General features: G+C 61.8%; 15 protein-coding genes. 13 read left to right on the forward strand and 2 right to left on the reverse strand.

From position 1 onward, the window contains the following. Window positions 1–47: 47 nt before the first annotated feature. Entirely contained in the window at window positions 48–1,148 is a 1,101-nt protein-coding gene (locus PW792_06100; GenBank protein ID MDE1161504.1) for a Gfo/Idh/MocA family oxidoreductase, read from the reverse strand. Between the two features lie 213 nt (window positions 1,149–1,361). Between PW792_06100 and PW792_06105 the strand changes: the two genes are divergently transcribed. The 4 genes from PW792_06105 (at window position 1,362) to PW792_06120 (ending at window position 6,018) form a co-directional block, all read left to right on the forward strand. Next, window positions 1,362–2,888, forward strand: coding sequence for a TolC family protein (locus PW792_06105; protein ID MDE1161505.1), 1,527 nt, complete (start codon window positions 1,362–1,364; stop codon window positions 2,886–2,888). Between the two features lie 2 nt (window positions 2,889–2,890). Then, on the forward strand, window positions 2,891–4,222 hold the full coding sequence (locus PW792_06110; protein MDE1161506.1) for an HlyD family secretion protein: 1,332 nt from the start codon (window positions 2,891–2,893) through the stop codon (window positions 4,220–4,222). A gap of 103 nt (window positions 4,223–4,325) precedes the next feature. Then, window positions 4,326–4,922 carry a DNA starvation/stationary phase protection protein gene (locus PW792_06115; protein MDE1161507.1) on the forward strand — a complete coding sequence of 199 codons (597 nt, stop codon included), beginning with the start codon at window positions 4,326–4,328 and terminating at the stop codon, window positions 4,920–4,922. A gap of 148 nt (window positions 4,923–5,070) precedes the next feature. Next, on the forward strand, window positions 5,071–6,018 hold the full coding sequence (locus PW792_06120) for a VTT domain-containing protein (GenBank protein ID MDE1161508.1): 948 nt from the start codon (window positions 5,071–5,073) through the stop codon (window positions 6,016–6,018). Between the two features lie 6 nt (window positions 6,019–6,024). Here the strand turns inward: PW792_06120 and PW792_06125 are convergent, their stop codons facing one another. After that, window positions 6,025–6,789 carry an energy transducer TonB gene (locus tag PW792_06125; protein MDE1161509.1) on the reverse strand — a complete coding sequence of 255 codons (765 nt, stop codon included), beginning with the start codon at window positions 6,787–6,789 and terminating at the stop codon, window positions 6,025–6,027. A gap of 43 nt (window positions 6,790–6,832) precedes the next feature. On the opposite strand from PW792_06125, the gene PW792_06130 reads away from it, so the two are divergent. From PW792_06130 to mpl, 9 genes are all read left to right on the forward strand, one after another. Further along, window positions 6,833–8,104 (forward strand): heparan-alpha-glucosaminide N-acetyltransferase domain-containing protein, encoded by a 1,272-nt coding sequence (locus PW792_06130; GenBank protein ID MDE1161510.1) that lies wholly within the window; start codon window positions 6,833–6,835, stop codon window positions 8,102–8,104. Between the two features lie 10 nt (window positions 8,105–8,114). After that, a complete protein-coding gene (locus PW792_06135) occupies window positions 8,115–9,701 on the forward strand; it encodes a UbiD family decarboxylase (GenBank protein ID MDE1161511.1) in 1,587 nt (528 codons plus the stop codon). 261 nt (window positions 9,702–9,962) lie between these two features. After that, window positions 9,963–10,826, forward strand: a complete 864-nt coding sequence (gene mtnP, locus PW792_06140) for an S-methyl-5'-thioadenosine phosphorylase (protein MDE1161512.1) — start codon at window positions 9,963–9,965, stop codon at window positions 10,824–10,826. Window positions 10,827–10,970: 144 nt separating this feature from the next. Continuing rightward, window positions 10,971–11,897, forward strand: coding sequence for a PfkB family carbohydrate kinase (locus PW792_06145; protein MDE1161513.1), 927 nt, complete (start codon window positions 10,971–10,973; stop codon window positions 11,895–11,897). 75 nt (window positions 11,898–11,972) lie between these two features. After that, on the forward strand, window positions 11,973–13,679 hold the full coding sequence (locus PW792_06150; protein MDE1161514.1) for a hypothetical protein: 1,707 nt from the start codon (window positions 11,973–11,975) through the stop codon (window positions 13,677–13,679). A 78-nt stretch (window positions 13,680–13,757) separates the two neighbouring features. Next, on the forward strand, window positions 13,758–14,531 hold the full coding sequence (locus PW792_06155) for an MgtC/SapB family protein (protein MDE1161515.1): 774 nt from the start codon (window positions 13,758–13,760) through the stop codon (window positions 14,529–14,531). Window positions 14,532–14,533: 2 nt separating this feature from the next. Further along, window positions 14,534–15,346 (forward strand): diaminopimelate epimerase, encoded by an 813-nt coding sequence (gene dapF, locus PW792_06160; GenBank protein ID MDE1161516.1) that lies wholly within the window; start codon window positions 14,534–14,536, stop codon window positions 15,344–15,346. Next, the gene (locus PW792_06165; protein MDE1161517.1) at window positions 15,343–16,239 is read left to right on the forward strand and encodes an LD-carboxypeptidase; all 897 of its coding nucleotides are present in this window, start codon (window positions 15,343–15,345) and stop codon (window positions 16,237–16,239) included. The genes dapF and PW792_06165 overlap by 4 nt, the downstream gene beginning before the upstream one ends. After that, complete coding sequence (mpl, locus tag PW792_06170; GenBank protein MDE1161518.1) at window positions 16,239–17,672, forward strand: UDP-N-acetylmuramate:L-alanyl-gamma-D-glutamyl-meso-diaminopimelate ligase; 1,434 nt, start codon at window positions 16,239–16,241, stop codon at window positions 17,670–17,672. The genes PW792_06165 and mpl overlap by 1 nt, the downstream gene beginning before the upstream one ends. The last annotated feature ends 3 nt before the right edge of the window (window positions 17,673–17,675 follow it).

Genomic DNA, 17,675 nt, shown 5'->3' on the forward strand with positions numbered 1-17,675 from the left:
CGCTCGCGCCGGTGTGGATTCCCGGCCTGAAACTCCTGAATCATGGTTTAGAGGCTGACATCCAGCGTGCGACGCTCGCGGCTGGACTCCACGGCCAGCTCAAGCAGCCGGGTTGAGCGGAACGCGTCCTCCGCCGGGATCGCCAGCGGCGCTGTCCCCAGGATGGCGTCCCGAACGCTGGCGTAGAACCGCCGGTAATCACCGGTCTCGGTCGGCAGCTTGCGTGTGTCGAGCTGGACCGGCTCTGCGGTCTGCGTCGCCACGGACAGCAGCCCCCACGCGGACTCGATATCCGGCAGCCACTGGGTGGAAGAGTCCTGCGACGGTACCGTCGCCCCGCCAATCAGGGCTGGCTCCTGCGGGTCGACGCCGAATTTGGTATAGCTGCCGCGCGTCCCCTGCACGACAAAACGCGGCTGGGCCTGCGCGGAGAGCAGTGTCGCCTCGCACAGGTAGCGCAGCGTGTGGCCGCTCGGCAGGTCGTACTCCAGCGTGAGCGTAAAGGCATCGTCGATGTTGGTCTGGTCGCGGTCTTCGCGAACGGAAGCCGTCAGGCGTTGCGGCGTGCCAAAGAGCGCGACCGCCTGATCGACAACATGTGGGCCCAGGTCGAAGAGCAATCCGTTGGTCAGACCGCCGGTTTCCTTCCAGGTCCCAGGCCGCTGTTCCGGGCGGAAGCGGTCAAAACGCGAAGTGATCTGGACGATCCGCCCCAAAGTGCTCTCGCGAACCAGCTTCTGGACGGTGAGAAAGTCGCCATCGAAGCGGCGGTTTTGAAACGGGGCGAGCACCAGCCCGCGGGCATTGGCCAGCTCAATCAACTCCCGGATCTGAGCGGAGGTCGTTGCCATCGGCTTGTCGACAACCACGTGTTTTCCGGCCTCCAGCGCAGCTTTTGCCAGCGGAAAGTGGCTCTCATTGGGCGTCGTCACAGCGACAAGGTCAATCGTCGGGTCCGCGAGCATCTCTTCGACAGAGCGGAAGATGGTGGCCTCTGGCCAGGCGGCAGCTGCCGTATCGCCATGCCGTTGCACGATCGCTGCGAGTTCAAGCCCGGGGACGGCCTGGAGAAAGGGGCAGTGGAAAACTCGCCCGCCGAGACCGTAACCGATGACTGCTGCGCGAAGCGTGCGTTTGGACTGACTCATCTGGCCGCTAGTGTAGGCCAAAATGTCATCCGACGAAGCCCGCAAAGCGTCAGGAACGAGAAAACTTTGCTTCTGGAGCTCAACTTTTGCATACCTTGGGCGTTCTCTCGCATCTTCTTAGAAAGACGAAGCCCTTTTTCAGCAGGTGAATCTCCGGTAGTGGGGAAGCTGTGCTCCGGGAGGGTTTCGGAATGACCATTTACGATGGGTGTTATGTCTGAAAGAACTTCTCGAGCAACCAGCAGGCGCGGTTTGCGGCTAAGTGCATTGGCGCTCGCTGCCGCTGCTGTTTCGGCGTTGCCCGCAGCGGCGCAGATGCCTGGGCAGAGCTCCTCTTCGCAGAGCAACTCGACCAGCTCCATCCAGGCGGTGCAGGGTGTACAGGCGCAGCTAAATCAGCAGGGCCCCTCGGTGACCCCGAGTGCTGGCACAAACGACCCGTCGTATCGCGGCTCGATCGTGCGCGATAAGGCGACGGCTGGCGTGCTGGATTTGACGCTGGACGATGCGATTCAGCGCGGTATGCGGAATAACCTCGGAGTCGTGCTGCAAAGCGCGAACATGAGGCAGGCCAACGGCCAGCGTCTACAGGACCTGCAGCATCTGTTGCCGACAGTATCCGCCGGGGCAAGCTATGAGCTGCAGCAGATCAATCTGGCTGCATACGGCCTCTCCTTTCCAGGGATCAACTCGATCGTTGGACCGTTTCAAGTCTTCGACTTTCGCGCTTATCTGACGCAGAATCTTGTGAACATGCAGGCGCTGGAGAACTTCATCTCTTCGAAGCACAACTTCGAAGCCGCCAAGCTGACCGCACAGGATGCTCGCGATCTGGTGGTGCTTTCTGTCGGCAACGCCTATCTGCTCTGCATTGCAGACCAGTCGCGCATCGACGCGGTCAAGGCCCAACTTCAGACCGCACAGGTTTCGCTGAACCAGGCGCAGGACAACCATGAGGCCGGCACCGCGCCGCGGCTCGACGTGCTGCGCGCACAGGTTGACCTTCAGAACGAGCAGCAGCAGTTGATCCAGACGACGAACTCGCTGGAGAAAGACAAGCTGGCGCTCGCACGGGCCATCGGTCTTCCGCTGGATCAGAAGTACACGCTGACCGATACCGCTCCGTTCCAGTCCCTCGATACTCCGGACCCGAACGCTGCGTTCCAGTCTGCACTGAGCCAGCGCAAGGACCTTGCAGCGGCTGCAGAGCAGTTGAAGGGTGCGGCATCGGCGAAGAAAGCTGCAACCTATGAGCAGCTTCCGACTCTGGCTGTCTCAGGCGACTATGGTGATCAGGGAACGACCCCCGCGCACTCGCACGGAACGTTTTCGGCTACTGGAACGGTTTCAACCGACGTTTTGAAGTTCGCCCAGATGAAGGGTGACCGTGAAGTGGCAAGCGCACAGTACGATCAGGCGCAGGCTAAACTTTCGGATCAGGTTCAGCAGGTGAACGCCGACGTTCGCAACTCGATCCTCGATATCCAGACGGCTGCAAAGCTGGTGGATGTGACGAAGAGCAACGTCGATCTGGCAAAGGAAGCTTTGTCGGAAGCGCAACAACGTTACAAGGTGGGCGTGGCTGATTCTCTGCCGGTATCGCAGGCGCAGACGCAGTACGAACAGGCAAACGATCAGTACATCAGTGCGCTATACCAGCACAATATTGCAAAGCTCGCGCTGGCGCGGGCGTTGGGTGTAGCGGCAACGAATTCGAAGAACTATCTCGGAGGAAAGTAAGCGTGGCGGATAATAACGAGCAGCAAAAGCAGCCGGAAGGCACGCAAACCGCGCAGATCTCAGGCACTGTCCAGATCCAGCCGCAGGGCGGACATGGCGACCAGTCGCAGGGACAGCCTAAGGATGACAAGAACGACCAGCCGAAGGAAGAGAACCCTGAGAAGAGCTCGCGGCGTAAGGTCATCATCATTGGCGTGGTAATCCTTCTTGTTCTCGGTGCCTTGTTCTTCTACTGGCGCTCAACGTTCACAGAAGATACGGATGACGCGCAGGTAGATGGCGATCTGTATCAGGTGAGCGCACGTGTTGCCGGTCAGGTGATCCACGTCGACGTGCAGGATCAGCAGCTTGTTCATGCTGGCGACCCGATCGCAGAGCTCGACCCGAAGGATCTTCAGGTTGCACTCGAGCAGGCGGAAGCCAACCTTGCTTCGGCTCAGGCCGAGTACGTGCAGGATTCGACGAACGTGCCGATCACCAGCACCAACGTGCATACGGACATCCTGACCAGCGGTTCGGGCGTGGCCAACAGCCTCGCTGCGGTGCAGCAGGCAGAGGCCAATGCGCAGGCAGCTCGCTCGCGCATCGCACAGAACAAGGCCAACGCGCTGAAGGCGAAGATCGACGTGGATCGTTACACGCCGCTCGTCGCCAAGGACGTGATCTCCAAGCAGCAGTACGATCAGGCTGTGGCGACCGCGACCGCAACGCAGGCTCAGCTTGACGAAGCAGAGCGTTCGGCAGCGGCTTCTCAGGAAGAAGTTCGCGCCGCTCAGGCTCGTCTGTCTCAGGCCCGCTCGCAGGCTTCCCAGTCCCAGCAGAACGCGCCCGGACAGGTCAAGGTGCAGCAGGCTAAGGCCCAGGCGGCTCTGGCTTCCGTGCAGCAGGCCCAGGCCCGCGTCGATCAGGCCAAGCTGAACCTCGGCTACGCCAAGATCGTTGCTCCGATTGATGGCATCGTCTCCAAGAAGAACGTGGACGTTGGCGAGAACCTCGCTGTCGGCCAGGATCTGCTGACGGTTGTTCCGCTGAACGGTCTGTGGGTCACGGCGAACTTCAAGGAAACGCAGCTGGCCAAGATGCACACCGGTCAGGAAGTGGATCTCGACGTCGATGCCCTCGGCGGCCGTCACTTCCGTGGCAAGTTGACGCAGATTGGCGGCGCAACTGGTTCGCGTCTCAGCCTCTTCCCGCCGGAGAACGCAACCGGTAACTACGTGAAGGTTGTGCAGCGTATTCCCGTTCGCATCGACTTCACCAACCTCGATGAAGAGAACAAGGACCATGCTCTTCGCCCAGGTATGAGTGTTACCCCGGACGTTCGTGTGAAATAGCCGTAAAGAAAAATGAAAATGACGCGGGCCTTCGGGCTCGCGTCATTTTTTTGCGGTCAACTCCAACGTACGTCTTCCGCATCTCAGTACCAAGAGGTGAATCATGGCAGTCGCGCTGAAGAAGGTTGAAGACAAAAACGATTTTGTAACGCAGAACTGGCACCAGAAAGCTCGCGAAATTCAGAAGTTTGGCGAAGTCTCGGCAGACCTGCCGCATCGCCTGAACGCGAAGGTTCGCTCGGCCATGTGCGCAAAGATGAACCAGCTGCTGGCAGACTCCATCTCGCTCCGTGATATGTACAAAAAACATCACTGGCAGGTGGCTGGCCCAACGTTTTACTCACTGCATCTGCTGTTCGACAAGCACTTCGAAGAGCAGGTTGAGATCGTCGACACCATTGCAGAGCGCATCCAGCTTCTAGGTGGTGTCTCCATCGCCATGGGCGGGGATGTCGCCGAGTTGACCAAGATTCCGGCTCCTCCGCGCGGTCGCGAAGAGCTTCCGGTGCAGATTTCGCGTCTGCTCGAAGCTCACAAGCTGATCATGCAGGACTGCCACGACATCGCAGAAGCGGCCGACGAAGCTGGCGATGACGGTACGAACGACATGGTCGTCTCCGACGTTCTTCGTCCAAACGAGCTGCAGAGCTGGTTTATCGGTCAGCATCTGGTTGATATGCCGCTCACCCACGCCGAATAAGCACATTCACCCGCTTATTCCTGCAAGTTAGGAGCAAAAGGCCGCCCGCTTCCGGGCGGCCTTCCTGCGTTTGTTCTCAGCCTGTGGAATATTTGTTGCTGCATCGTGTTGCACTGGCTATACATCTAGAACACGAGAGGCTTCCACGATGATCTGGACGATGCGGTTGTTTGCGCATCACGCATACGCGGTACTGTTCGGCTGGGTTCTGGTCGAGCAAGCGGGTGTGCCTGTGCCTTCCTTCCCGATCCTCATCGCGGTCGGCACGATGAGCGCGGCGCACAAACTGCACGTGTCGTACTCGATTCTGATCATCCTGCTGGCGTGCTTTATCTCGGACTCTCTCTGGTTTTTCCTCGGAAAACGTTACGGGGCACGCGTTCTGGAGCTGCTCTGCAAGTTCTCGCTGGAAGCCGCAACCTGCGTAACGAAAACTCAGGGAACGGTGGGCAAGCGTGGCGCTCTGACGTTGCTCTTCTCCAAATGGGTGCCGGGCATCAACACAGTGGCCGCTCCGATCGTCGGGCAGGCGGGAATCTCCTACCGGACATTTGTTCTGTACGACATGCTCGGCTCGCTGGGCTGGGCCGCTGGCTGGCTCTTTGCGGGTCGCTTCTTTGGCGACCTCGTTCGCCGCTCGCATGAGATCTTCGGGCTCATGGTGCATCACATCGTGGCTATCACCGTCGTGGTTACGCTGGCTGTGCTGGTTTATCGTTATGTGCGCCGTCGCCTCTTCCTGAACGAACTACGTGGTCTGCGGTTGGAGCCAGGGCAGCTCATGGCGATGATGGGCGATGCAGACCGTGAAGGCAATCTGCCGCCATTCATCGTCGATCTGCGCCATCCCATCGACGTTCGAGAAGACCCCGAAACACTGCCCGGCGCGCTTCGCATCTCGCCGGACGATCTGGTGAACTCAAAAGCGCTTATCCCTGGCGGGCGTGACATCGTTCTTTACTGCACCTGCCCAAGCGAGGAGACCAGTGCCCGGATCGCATTGAAACTACGCAAGATGGGCGTTCGAAGGGTTCGCCCGCTTCGCGGCGGCCTGCAGGGGTGGCGCGATGCGGGCTATCCGGTCGATGGAATTTGAAACGATTTACTCGTTCAATCTGAAGTTGATATCGAACGTCGCCTCCACGGCCGTGGGCTGCCCGTTCAGCATGTACGGGCGATAGCGTGCCGCGCGGACAGCCTGCGTCGCCGCCAATTGCAGCATCGCTGGCCCGCTGACCGCTCGTACGTTTTCGACACGCCCTGCTGCGGTGATGGTCGCTGTCACACGAACCACTCCGCTCTGCCTCGCCGCACGGGCAATCGCAGGATACTCAGGCCGTATCGCCTCAAGCAGCAACCCCGCCGAAACGCCGCTGGAGATCGCAGCAGGTTTGCTCGCTGTGCCTCGCGTACCGTTGCCCGTGCCCGTCGTAGCGATCGCGCTTGTGACTGCTCCACCTCCGCCAGGCATCACATTGCGCAGCGCGTCAGAAGACCCACTCGCCTCACCGAAGGGGAGCGACGGGTTTAGCACCGGCGGCGCATCGCTGAGAGCTGCAGCCGGTTGCGCGTGAATGAGCGGCTGATTGAGCCGTTCAATACCTGGCGCAGCGAGCGCACTCGCTGCTGAAACCATCGCAGCCTGCACCACGGGCATCACCTGCGGAATCACAATCGGCGGCCTCGGCAGCGGCGGAACCGCCAGCGTCACGGCTCGGGGAAGCATCGTCAGCGTGGCCGGGTGCAGCAGTGGAATGGAAAGAAGGGCAGCGGCAAACGCAAGCTGCAGGGTTACAGAAAAGACGGCGGGCCACCGGGATTGCGGGGCCGAAACGGCAGCGGACTCCATTAATGAGTTCTCAAACACGACACACCTCCACATCGAATGAAAAGGCGCATCTTAGCGAGAGATGCGTGCTGAAGCGATAGACACCGAAGAGAGTTGCGTTGTTCCCGTGGCCGAGATCGTAGATCATCAAGAGATGGTCGAAGTGCAACCGGAGCAGCAGCTAGGGGAAGTTCACCGCAAGAAGCCGCGCGTGCTTTCCGTCGACATGCTGCGAGGCCTCACCATGGCGCTGATGATCCTGGCCAATAACCCCGGGGACTGGGGCCACGTCTTTCCCCAACTGGATCATGCCACGTGGAACGGATGGACGCTCACCGACCTCATCTTCCCCTCGTTTCTGCTGCTCATGGGCGTCGCGATGGTCTTCTCGCTGGCCTCGCGTGCGACGAAGAGCCGCGGCAGTATGGCCCGGCATATCTTCAGCCGCGCAGGGCGTCTGATGCTGCTGGCGCTTGTGCTCTCGTTCTTCCCACGCATGGACTGGCACAGCTTGCGCTACTTCGGCGTACTGCCACGCATCGCAGCCTGTTTTCTGCTCGCGGGGCTGATCCTGCTCTTCACGCGAAGAATGCGCGCTCTTGCCGCGATCGTCGCTGTGTTGCTCGTAGGCTACTGGGCCCTGTTGCGCTTTACGGCGCTTCCGCACCATGGCCAGCCGGGCACATGGATGCCGTTTCTTGACCCCGTCGATAACCTCGCCGCACACGTCGACCGCATCGTGGTGGGCTTCACGCAGCATTGGCTGCACACCGGCGTCCTCTTTGACCACACCAGCGACCCCGAAGGTGTGGTCAGCACCCTGGGCGCGTTGGCGACCACGCTGATCGGGGCGATGTGCGGTGTCTGGATGCGGCGAAGCACCGTAAAGCAGATGCGTCTCGGCCTGCTGGTTGCGGGGGCCGCGCTCGTTGCTGCGGGAGAGGTTTGGTCTATCTGGTACCCGATCAATAAGTCGCTCTGGACAGGCACGTACGCTCTTCTCAGCGCAGGTTTCTGCATGCTGGCACTCGGTGTATGTTCGCTACTGGTTGACGGCCACGCCGGTCGGTGGCCCAACTGGTTGCGTTGGACGACGTGGCCCTGGTTTGTCTTCGGCTCCAACGCCATCGTGGCCTACGTCTTCTCGGAGGCGTTCGTAAAAGCAATGATTTTCGTTCGTATCGCCGATGCCGATGGCGATCTGCACACGTTGTGGACGAGAATCTATGAAGGCGTCTTCGCACGCCAGCAATCCACGGAGTGGACTTCGCTGGCGTTTGCGTTTTGCTATGTGTGCTTCTGCTTCCTGCCTTGTTGGGCGCTGTGGCACAAGAAAATTTTTGTGAAGATTTGAGGGAACTGCCGTGGCGTTTGAATCGCTTCGTGAATGGATAGACGCTCTGGATCGTGCGGGCGAGTTGAAGCGCGTGAAGGCCGAAGTTTCGCCTGTGCTCGAGATGGGCGAGATCGCCGACCGCGCCGCAAAATCGGGTAAGGGAACCGCGCGCCCCGGCGGTCCTGCGCTACTTTTTGAAAACGTGAAGGGTTACAAGGGCGCACGCGTCCTCATGAACCAGTACGGCTCCGAACGCCGCATGAAGCTCGCGCTCGATACCCACTCCTTCGACGCCATCGCCGAGCGCATCGAGACGCTGCTGCACCCCGTGCCGCCCACCTCGCTCGTCGACAAGCTGAAGATGCTTCCGAAGCTCGCCGAGATCGGCTCGTTCTTCCCCAAGGTCGTCAGCGCGAAGAACGCACCGTGCAAGCAAGTCGTGCTGACCGGTGACCAGATCGACCTCCTCAAGTTCCCGATCCTCACCACCTGGCCACACGATGGCGGCCCGTTCATCACGCTGCCCTGCGTCCACACCAAGGACCCCAAGACCGGCAAGCGCAACGTTGGCATGTACCGCATGCACGTCTACGACGGCAAGACCACCGGCATGCACTGGCAGCGCCAGAAGGTCGCAGCCGAACACTTCCGCGATCATCTCCGCGCCGCTACCGACAACGTCCTCGGCTCCATCGACCTGATGGCGCAGACCGCCGGCGGCACCACCGCTGCGCTCGACCCCGCAGCCACGCCGCAGCACGTCGTCAGCAAGATCCGCGGCTCCCGCATGGAGGTCGCCGTCGCCATCGGCACTGACCCCACGCTCACCTTCGCGGCAGTCGTCCCGGCACCGCCCGAGGTCGAGGAGTACCTCATCGCCGGCTTCCTCCGCGGCAAGCCCGTCGAACTCGTGAAGTGCGAAACCGTGGACCTCGAAGTCCCCGCCCACGCCGAAATCATCCTCGAAGGCTACGTCGAACTCGGCGAACTCCGCACCGAAGGCCCCTTCGGCGACCACACCGGCTTCTACACCATGGAAGACGAGTACCCCGTCTTCCACATCACCTGCATCACGCACCGCAAAGACCCCATCTACGCCGCCACCATCGTCGGCAAACCGCCCATGGAAGACGCCTGGATGGCCAAGGCAATCGAGCGCATCTTCCTCCCGCTCATGAAGCTCACGCTCCCCGAAATCGTCGACGTGAACCTCCCCTTCGAAGGCGTCGCGCACAACCTCATGCTCGTCTCCATCAAGAAGAGCTATGCTGGCCAGGCACGCAAGGTGATGAACGGCATCTGGGCGATGGGGCAGGCAATGTTCACGAAATGCATCGTCGTCGTGGACGAAGACTGCGACGTGCAGGACGTCCCCGAGGTCGTGCTCCGCGTAGCCAACAACATCGACCCCGAGCGCGACATCCAGTTCACGCTAGGCCCCGTCGACACACTAGACCACGCCTCGCGCCTACCGAACTTCGGGAGCAAGATGGGCATCGACGCCACGCGCAAGTGGCCCGCCGAAGGCTTCACCCGCCGCTGGCCCCAAATGGTAGCCATGCCCGAAGCCGTCAAACAGCGCGTAGCGAAAATCTGCGACGACTTAGGTATCTAGCTACAACACAAGCTCACACGCAGATGGCGTCCTCATCAAGGACGCCATCTCCATTTGGACTGTCATCCTGAGCAACGCGAAGGATCTGCTTGTCGAGAGCAGTTGCGAAGATGCAAGCGAGCCACCGCGCTCTCCCGCGCTCTCTGCGAAAGTCTTCGCGCCCTCTGCGTTCAGGCCATTGCCTTTCTCCCACCCAACTGCAACTCCACCTGACACAACGCCGTATACTTACAGAGGCGCATCAGCGCAGGAGATTTGCAGTTGGCACAGGCAGAAATTGGCATCATCGGCGGCAGCGGCCTCTACGGCATGGCAGGACTCACCGACGTCCACGAAGAAAAGATCAGCACCCCCTTCGGCGACCCCTCTGACCCTCTCGTCTTCGGCACCCTCGAAGGCCGCAAGGTCGTCTTCCTCGCGCGCCACGGCAAGGGCCACCGCATCCTCCCCAGCGAGCTCAACTTCCGCGCGAACATCTACGCGATGAAGGCCGCTGGCGTGAAGTCGATCCTCTCCATCTCGGCCGTCGGCTCGCTCAAGGAAGAGCACAAGCCCACAGACTTCGTCGTGCCCGACCAGTTCATCGACCGTACCTTCGCGCGCAACGCCACCTTCTTCGGTGAAGGCGTCGTCGGCCACGTTGCCTTCGGCGACCCCGTCTGCCACATCGTCGTCGACACCTTCGTGAAGGCCTGCGAAGAGGTTGGCCTCGTCGTCAAGCGCGGCGGCACCTACGTCTGCATGGAAGGCCCGCAGTTCTCCACGCGCGCCGAGTCGAACCTCTATCGCTCGTGGGGCGCAGACGTCATCGGCATGACCAACCTGCAGGAAGCCAAGCTCGCTCGCGAAGCAGAAATCAGCTACGCGACGCTCGCCATGGTCACCGACTACGACTGCTGGTACGAAGGCCATGACGACGTCACCGTCGAGCAGGTCATCGCCGTCGCTCATCAGAACGCTGCGAACGCACAGAACGTTGTGAAGGCTGCCGTCCGACTGATGCCTGCCGACCTCAGCGCCTCGCCCGCACAGACCGCAGCGAAGTTCTCCATCATGACCGACAAGAGCACCATCCCAGCAGAGACGAAGAAGAAGCTCGACGTCCTCTTCGGCAAATACTTCTAAGCAACGCGCCCAGTCCTTGCCTCGGCTGCTTTTCAGCGAGGCAAGGATCGGAAGGGCACGACTTCAGTCGTGCTGTAACGCTCGGCGAGAACTCGGGGCTTCAGCCCCTGAGGTACGCCTGATCAATCTCACCTAAGGATTCGCATGTCCATTCTCGTTGTAGGTTCCGTCGCGTTCGACTCACTCGAAACCCCCAGCGGTAAGCGCGAGCGCGTGCTCGGCGGCGCTGCCACTCACTTCTCGCTCGCTGCCAGCTTCTTCACCGACGTCCGCGTCGTTGGCGTCGTCGGCGAAGACTTCTCCGAAGCCAATGAGAAGGTCATGCTCGACAAGGGCATCGACACCCGCGGCATCGAGCGCGCCGAAGGCAAGAGCTTCCACTGGACCGGCTCCTACCTCACCGATCTCAACGCCGCCGACACCCTCGCGACCGACCTCAACGTCTTCGCCAGCTTCGAGCCGAAGATCCCCACCGAGTACAACGACTCCGAGTTCCTCTTCCTCGCCAACATCGACCCCGTCCTCCAGCTCGACGTGCGCAAGAAGATGCCCGGCGTCAAGATGGTCGCCGGCGACACCATGAACTACTGGATCGCCGCGCACCGCGAGAAGCTCCTGCCCGTCCTCGCTGAACTCGACGTGCTGCTCATCAACGACGGCGAAGCCCGCCTCCTCACCGGCGAAGCGAACACCCTCCGCGCCGCTGAGAAGGTCCTCGAACTCGGCCCCAAGACCGTCATCATCAAGTTCGGCGAGTACGGCTCGGCCGCGTTCTTCTCCGAGCGCAGCTTCGGTGACGGCATCAAGCGCGCCCCGTTCCGCGTGCACACGCTGCTGCTCGACGAAGTCGTCGACCCCACCGGCGCAGGCGACAGCTTCGCAGGCGGCTTCTACGGCTACATCGCCTCGCAGGGCAAGCTCACGCCCGAGGTCTTCAAGACCGCCATGTTCTACGGCTCGGTCATGGGTTCCTTCGCGGTCGAGCGCTTCGGCACCGAGCGCCTCGAGAACACGACGAAGGCAGACATCGACGCCCGCTTCCAGCAGCTCCGCGAGCTCTCGCACCTTTAGCGCAAAAACGCCGGTCCTGCACAGGATCGGCGTTGGCGTTGCCAGCACGACCATAGGAAGGGACGAACACCCACGATGCCACGCCGCCAGCGCACACTCCGCCCCGGTCGCCCCTCGCCCAACGCGCAGGATCGCTTCACCTGGGACCGCGAAGCGGTCACCCCCGCCGACAAGCGGGAGGTGTACCCGTTCTTTGCGCTTGGCGTCATCCTCGGCTTTGTGGCGCTGATCGTCTGCTACCGCAAGGAGTATCTGCTCCTCTACGGCGACGCCGTGGCACATCTCGGCATCGCACGCCGCATCGTGGACGCGCATTACCCTGGCCTCGCACAGCTTGGTGGCGTCTGGCTTCCGCTCCCGCATCTGCTCATGCTGCCGTTCATCGGCAAGATGGCGATGTGGCAGACCGGCTTTGCCGCCGTGCCCATGTCGATGGCCTCGTTTGCGCTCTCTGTCGCCGGCATCTGGCGCCTTGCCCGCCGACTGATGCGCCCGCGCTGGGCCTTCGTCGCTACGGCGTTCTACGCGCTCAACCCCAACCTGCTCTTTCTCTCCACCACCGCCATGACCGAGGCGCTCTTCCTCGCGCTCTTCATCTGGACGGTCGTCATGGCGATGGAAGCGATCGCTGCCATCCGCGCAGGGAAGACCTCGACCGCAAACGCCCGCATGATTGTGGCTGGCCTGCTCATCGTCGGTCAGGTCTTCACACGCTACGACGGCTGGATCATCGGTGCCGTCGTCTGGCTCTGCCTCGCGATCGCATGGTGGCGTTCGCCGCATCGCGCGAAGATGCAGACGGCGTTCCTCATTTTCACGCTCCTCTGCGTTGCCGGTCCGCTCGTCTGGTTCTGGTACAACGCGCACTTTGAGCATGACTGGCTCGACTTCATGCGTGGTCCCTACTCGGCCAAGTCTATCGAGCGGAAGACCGCGCCTCCCGGCCAGCACTACCGCGGCTGGCACAACCCCGCCTGGGCGCTGCTCTTTTACACGCGCACCGCGCAGGTAGACGCCGCCGCATGGGAGACAGGCTTCGGCCTCATGCTCGCCGCAATCTACGGTCTGTGGCTCTCCGCAAAGCGTCGCACTGAGCAGGCGGTGAACCTCCGTGGCGAAATCGGCGCAGCACTCCTCTGGGTACCGCTGCCGTTCTACGTCTACTCCATCGCTTACGGCTCCGTGCCCATCTTCATCCCGCAACTCTGGCCGCACTCGTACTACAACGCACGCTACGGCATGGAGATGCTCCCGGCCCTGGCTGTCTACGCCGCTCTCGCGGGCGAGCACTTTGAGCTTTGGCTCCGCGCCCCTGGCACCACGTCTCGTGCGCTCCTGGCCCGCTTCGCGCAGCCTCTTGCGCTCGTGCTCTGCGTGGGCAACTGCATCTGGATGATGTATAAGATCCCGTCGGTGCTCAAAGAAGGCATCGTGAACGCGAGCACGCGCGTTCCCTTTGAGCGTTCGCTGGCAAACGTGCTGAACACCTTCGGCCCGGACGCTCCGGTCATGATGTCGACCTCGGCACACATCGGAGCCGTACAAACGGCAGGCCGCAAGCTCACCTCGATGGTGAGCGAAAACGACGAAGTCTCCTGGGAGAAAGCTCTCGCCGACCCCGCGCATAACGCGCAGTTTGTCATCGCGCTGAAGGGTGACCCGGTAGATGCTGCAGTTGCTGCGCATCCCGAAGGCCTGAAGGAGCTGGAAGTGCTTTGCTCCACCGGGCAGCCCTGCGCCAAGGTCTACCAGAGCGAGCTCTACACCTCGCCCACGAAGTAACCGGAGCAGGAAAACCGCCGCAACAGACAGCCACCCGAAGCCCCAACGCACACCTCCCGGTAGTATCCTCAACCGAGGATGCAGGCCGAGACAATCCAGATTCCGGAAGCGCAACACATACTGTTGGCGGGCGAAACCGCTCGTCGCCTGCTGCTCGCCTGTGCGCTGGGCGGAGCTATCGGCGTCGAGCGCGAACTACGCCGCAAGATGTCCGGCCTGCGCACGAACCTGCTGATCTGCATGGCCTCGGCGCTCTTCACCATCACCAGCCAGGTGCTCGCTGGCACGATGACGTCTGACAAGAGCCGCATCGCCTCCAACATCGTGCAGGGCGTCGGCTTCCTCGGCGCAGGCTTGATCCTGCACAACAAAACCCGCATCCACGGCCTCACAAGCGCAGCCACCGTCTTTGTCATCGCGGCCATCGGCATCGCCTGCGGCACCGGCATGTATGTCGAGGCCTGCATCGCAACCGTGCTTGTGTTGCTTGCGCTGCAACTGGTTGGAACGCTCGAGTACCGAATCGGCTGGCAGCGATACACCATGGTCTACGAGGTACGCGCTGAACTAGGCGAGACCCTGCCGCAAGAAGCCGTTGGCGCAGCTCGGGCCACGGCGCTGGCCGAGGCCAGCGAAGACGCAAAGCACCGGATGATTACTGCCGTACTGCGCGTGATGGACCGCGCTGGCATTCGCTTCGCGCCGGACGCCGTAGAGAACTTTGCCGGGCTTGAACGTCTGACGTTTCCCGTGCTGGCAACGCGTAAGGTGCACGAAAAGTTACTGGCCGATCTGCGCGCAAGTGACGCGACCGATCAGGTCCTGGTATTCCGAGATTTGGAGGATGAGTAAGAGTGAGACGTATTCCGTTTGTAAAGGCGCACGCGCGTGGCAATGACTTCCTGGTGATCGACGAGGTGTACGCCCAGGGGCAGCACGCCGCCATGGCGCGCAAGCTTTGCTCGCGCAACACCGGCATAGGTGCCGATGGCATCGAGTTCCTTGACCGCCGTGCCGACGGCACAAACTTCCTGCGCCTCATCAACGCCGACGGCAGCGAGGCCGAGTTGAGCGGTAACGGAACGCGTTGCGTTGCTGCCTGGCTCGCCGCCAGCGAGAACATCCGCGAGATCACCTTCGGCACACACGGCGGCGACCGCCGCTGCAAGCTCATCGAGCACAAGAACTCCGAGTGGTGGATCGAGTCCGCGATGGGCGTGCCGCGCGTCATGCCGCGCACCATCGAAATCGAAGGCGTGGAAGGCCCCATCGCCGGCGCCATGGTCAACGTCGGTAACCCGCACTTCGTCCTCTTTCCCGAGCGCGAGGACTTTGGCTCGAACGGCATGAGCTGGCAGGAACTCGGTGCAAAGATCGCCGTCGACCCACTCTTCCGCTTCGGCACTAACGTGGAGTTCGTTCGCGTTCTCGGCCCCTCGGAGATCGAGTTCCGCATCTTCGAACGCGGCTGCGGCCCGACCACAAGCTCTGGCACAGGAACCTGTGCCTCCTCGTCCGCCGCTATCACGCTGCACGACGTCGCGCGTTCCTTGACCGCTGTCGCGCAGGGCGGCCCGCAAACCGTCGTGTGGCCAGAGCCCTCTGCGGAGATGATGTTGACCGGCCCTGCCGAAATCATCTGCACCGGTGAGGTTGAGTTCGAATGATCGCTCCGCTGCGACAGGGAAGCCGCATCGCAGTGGTCTCGCCTGCGTCTGCGGCGAACGGCGAACTGATCGACAAGGGCATGCGCGCGCTGCAGCAGTGGGGATACGAGCCCGTGCTGATGCCGCACGCAAAGGCCCGCGGACCGCTGTACTACGCGGGCAGCCTGGGCGATCGTCTGCAGGACCTGCACGCCGCGTTCTCAAGCGATGAGTACGACGCTGTCCTTTGCACGCGCGGCGGTTGGGGTTCAGCAGAACTGCTGCCGCACCTCGACCTCGACCTGATCCGTGCGAACCCCAAGGCGTTCATCGGTTACAGCGACCACACCGCGCTGCAGGCGTACCTGTGGTCTGCGCTCAAGCTGCCGACAATCTACGGCCCCATGTGCGCCGCAGACTGGGCGCTGGAGCAAGGTGCGGATGCGCCCACCTGGCGCGCAGCCGTGGAGCGTTCCTCGACATGGCAGGTCGGCGAGGCGGATGGCATGCGTGTGCTGCGCGAAGGCCACGCCGAAGGCCGTCTTCTTGGAGGCTGCCTGGCAATCCTCGAAGCGGGATTGGGCACGCCGTATGCGTTGCATCTGGACGAGCCGACCATCCTGTTTCTGGAAGACATCAACGTCAAGCCCTACCAGTGGGACAGGATGCTCCTGCATCTGCGATACGCGGGCTTGTTGAAGAACGTGCGCGGCATCGTCTTCGGAGACATGGGCGCAAACGTCGAACCTGACGAGCTGCCGCTGCTCGAAGGTGCATTGTTGCACGCCTTGTCAGAGTTTGAAGGGCCGATCGCAATCGGTCTGCGCAGCGGGCACGTCCGAGGAGGCAATCGCAGCGTGCCCCTGGGCGAGTTCGTCGCGCTTGAGAATAATAGACTGAGGAGTCTGTCGTAATGCAGTCGAAGCATGTGCATCTGATCGGAGTTTGTGGCACGGCGATGGCGTCGCTGGCCGGTATGTTGCGGGAGCAGGGGCACCGCGTCACGGGGTCGGATACAGCCGCGTATCCGCCGATGAGCGACCAGCTCCGCGCCATGGGCATCCCGATCATGGAGCCGTACGCCGCGGCCAATCTGCAACCGAAGCCGGACCTCGTCGTCGTCGGCAACGCCATCTCTCGCGGCAACCCGGAGCTTGAGGCTGTGCTCGACCAGCGCATCCCCATGATCTCGATGGCCGCGCTCATCCACGACGAGTTCCTGCTTGGACGCGACCGCTACGTCGTCTGCGGAACGCACGGCAAGACGACGACCACGTCGATGCTCTCGTGGATCTTTGAAGTCGCTGCGAAGAAAGACCCAAGCTTCGCTCCTTCGTTCCTCATCGGCGGCGTCGCAGAAAACTTCGGCACAAGCTATCGCGTTCACAAAGAGACGCGCCCGTTTGTGCTCGAAGGCGATGAGTACGACACAGCCTTCTTCGATAAAGGCCCGAAGTTTCTTCACTACTTCCCGGACGTCGCAATCCTGACACATGTGGAGTTCGACCACGCTGACATTTACGCCGATCTGACCGCCGTAAAAACAGCGTTCAAGCGCATGGTGAACCTGCTGCCTCAGCGCGGACGATTGATCGCCTACGACGGCAGCGAGAACGTCACCGAGTGCGCGGCAAAGGCGTTCTGCGCAGTCGAGCGTTATGGCTTCAACGAGCACTCCACCTGGCGCATGGTCGACCTGCAGCACATTGGCGGCGGTAGCTCATGGACGCTGCTGCGTTCCGGCGCAGAGTTTGCCCGACTCACACTGCCGATGGCAGGCGAGCACAACGCGCTGAACGCAACGGCTGCGGCCGCGCTGGCCGCAGGGCAGGGCGTTCCGGCAGAGAGCATCATCGAAGCTCTGGGCAGCTTCAAGAGCGTAAAGCGCCGCCTAGAAGTCCGTGCCGAAATCGACGGCATCACGATCATCGACGACTTCGCGCACCACCCGACCGCTATCCGCGAGACGCTGCGCGCCTTGCGCGCAAGCTACGCCGGCCGCAGGCTGGTCGCCGTCCTGGAGCCGCGCTCAAACACCCTTCGCCGCAACGTCTTTGAGCAGGAACTCATCGAAAGCCTCGCGGCAGCAGACGAGGTGGTTGTCGCCGCAGTTTTCAACCTTACGGCGATTCCAGCCGCAGAGCGTCTCGACCCCGCGCACGTCGTGGAAGCATTGATTCAGCGCGGCATTCCTACGGCATTGCACGCAGACGCCGAGGAGATTGTGGCGGCTTTGTCGCAGACCCTGCGCAGCGGAGATGTCGTGGCGATTCTATCCAACGGTGGCTTCGGCGGCATTTATGAGAAGCTTCCGGCTGCACTTCGGGCGAAGACCAAAGTATCCTAAGCA

It is taken from the genome of Acidobacteriaceae bacterium, from assembly GCA_028283655.1.
Lineage (GTDB): Bacteria > Acidobacteriota > Terriglobia > Terriglobales > Acidobacteriaceae > Granulicella.

Coding starts and splice junctions, on each gene's coding strand:
- PW792_06100 (MDE1161504.1), bottom strand. CDS start 1,148: ATGAGTCAGTCCAAACGCACGCTTCGCGCAGCAGTCATCGGTTACGGT.
- PW792_06105 (MDE1161505.1), top strand. CDS start 1,362: ATGTCTGAAAGAACTTCTCGAGCAACCAGCAGGCGCGGTTTGCGGCTA.
- PW792_06115 (MDE1161507.1), top strand. CDS start 4,326: ATGGCAGTCGCGCTGAAGAAGGTTGAAGACAAAAACGATTTTGTAACG.
- PW792_06120 (MDE1161508.1), top strand. CDS start 5,071: ATGATCTGGACGATGCGGTTGTTTGCGCATCACGCATACGCGGTACTG.
- PW792_06130 (MDE1161510.1), top strand. CDS start 6,833: ATGCGTGCTGAAGCGATAGACACCGAAGAGAGTTGCGTTGTTCCCGTG.
- PW792_06145 (MDE1161513.1), top strand. CDS start 10,971: ATGTCCATTCTCGTTGTAGGTTCCGTCGCGTTCGACTCACTCGAAACC.
- PW792_06150 (MDE1161514.1), top strand. CDS start 11,973: ATGCCACGCCGCCAGCGCACACTCCGCCCCGGTCGCCCCTCGCCCAAC.
- PW792_06155 (MDE1161515.1), top strand. CDS start 13,758: ATGCAGGCCGAGACAATCCAGATTCCGGAAGCGCAACACATACTGTTG.
- PW792_06165 (MDE1161517.1), top strand. CDS start 15,343: ATGATCGCTCCGCTGCGACAGGGAAGCCGCATCGCAGTGGTCTCGCCT.
- mpl (MDE1161518.1), top strand. CDS start 16,239: ATGCAGTCGAAGCATGTGCATCTGATCGGAGTTTGTGGCACGGCGATG.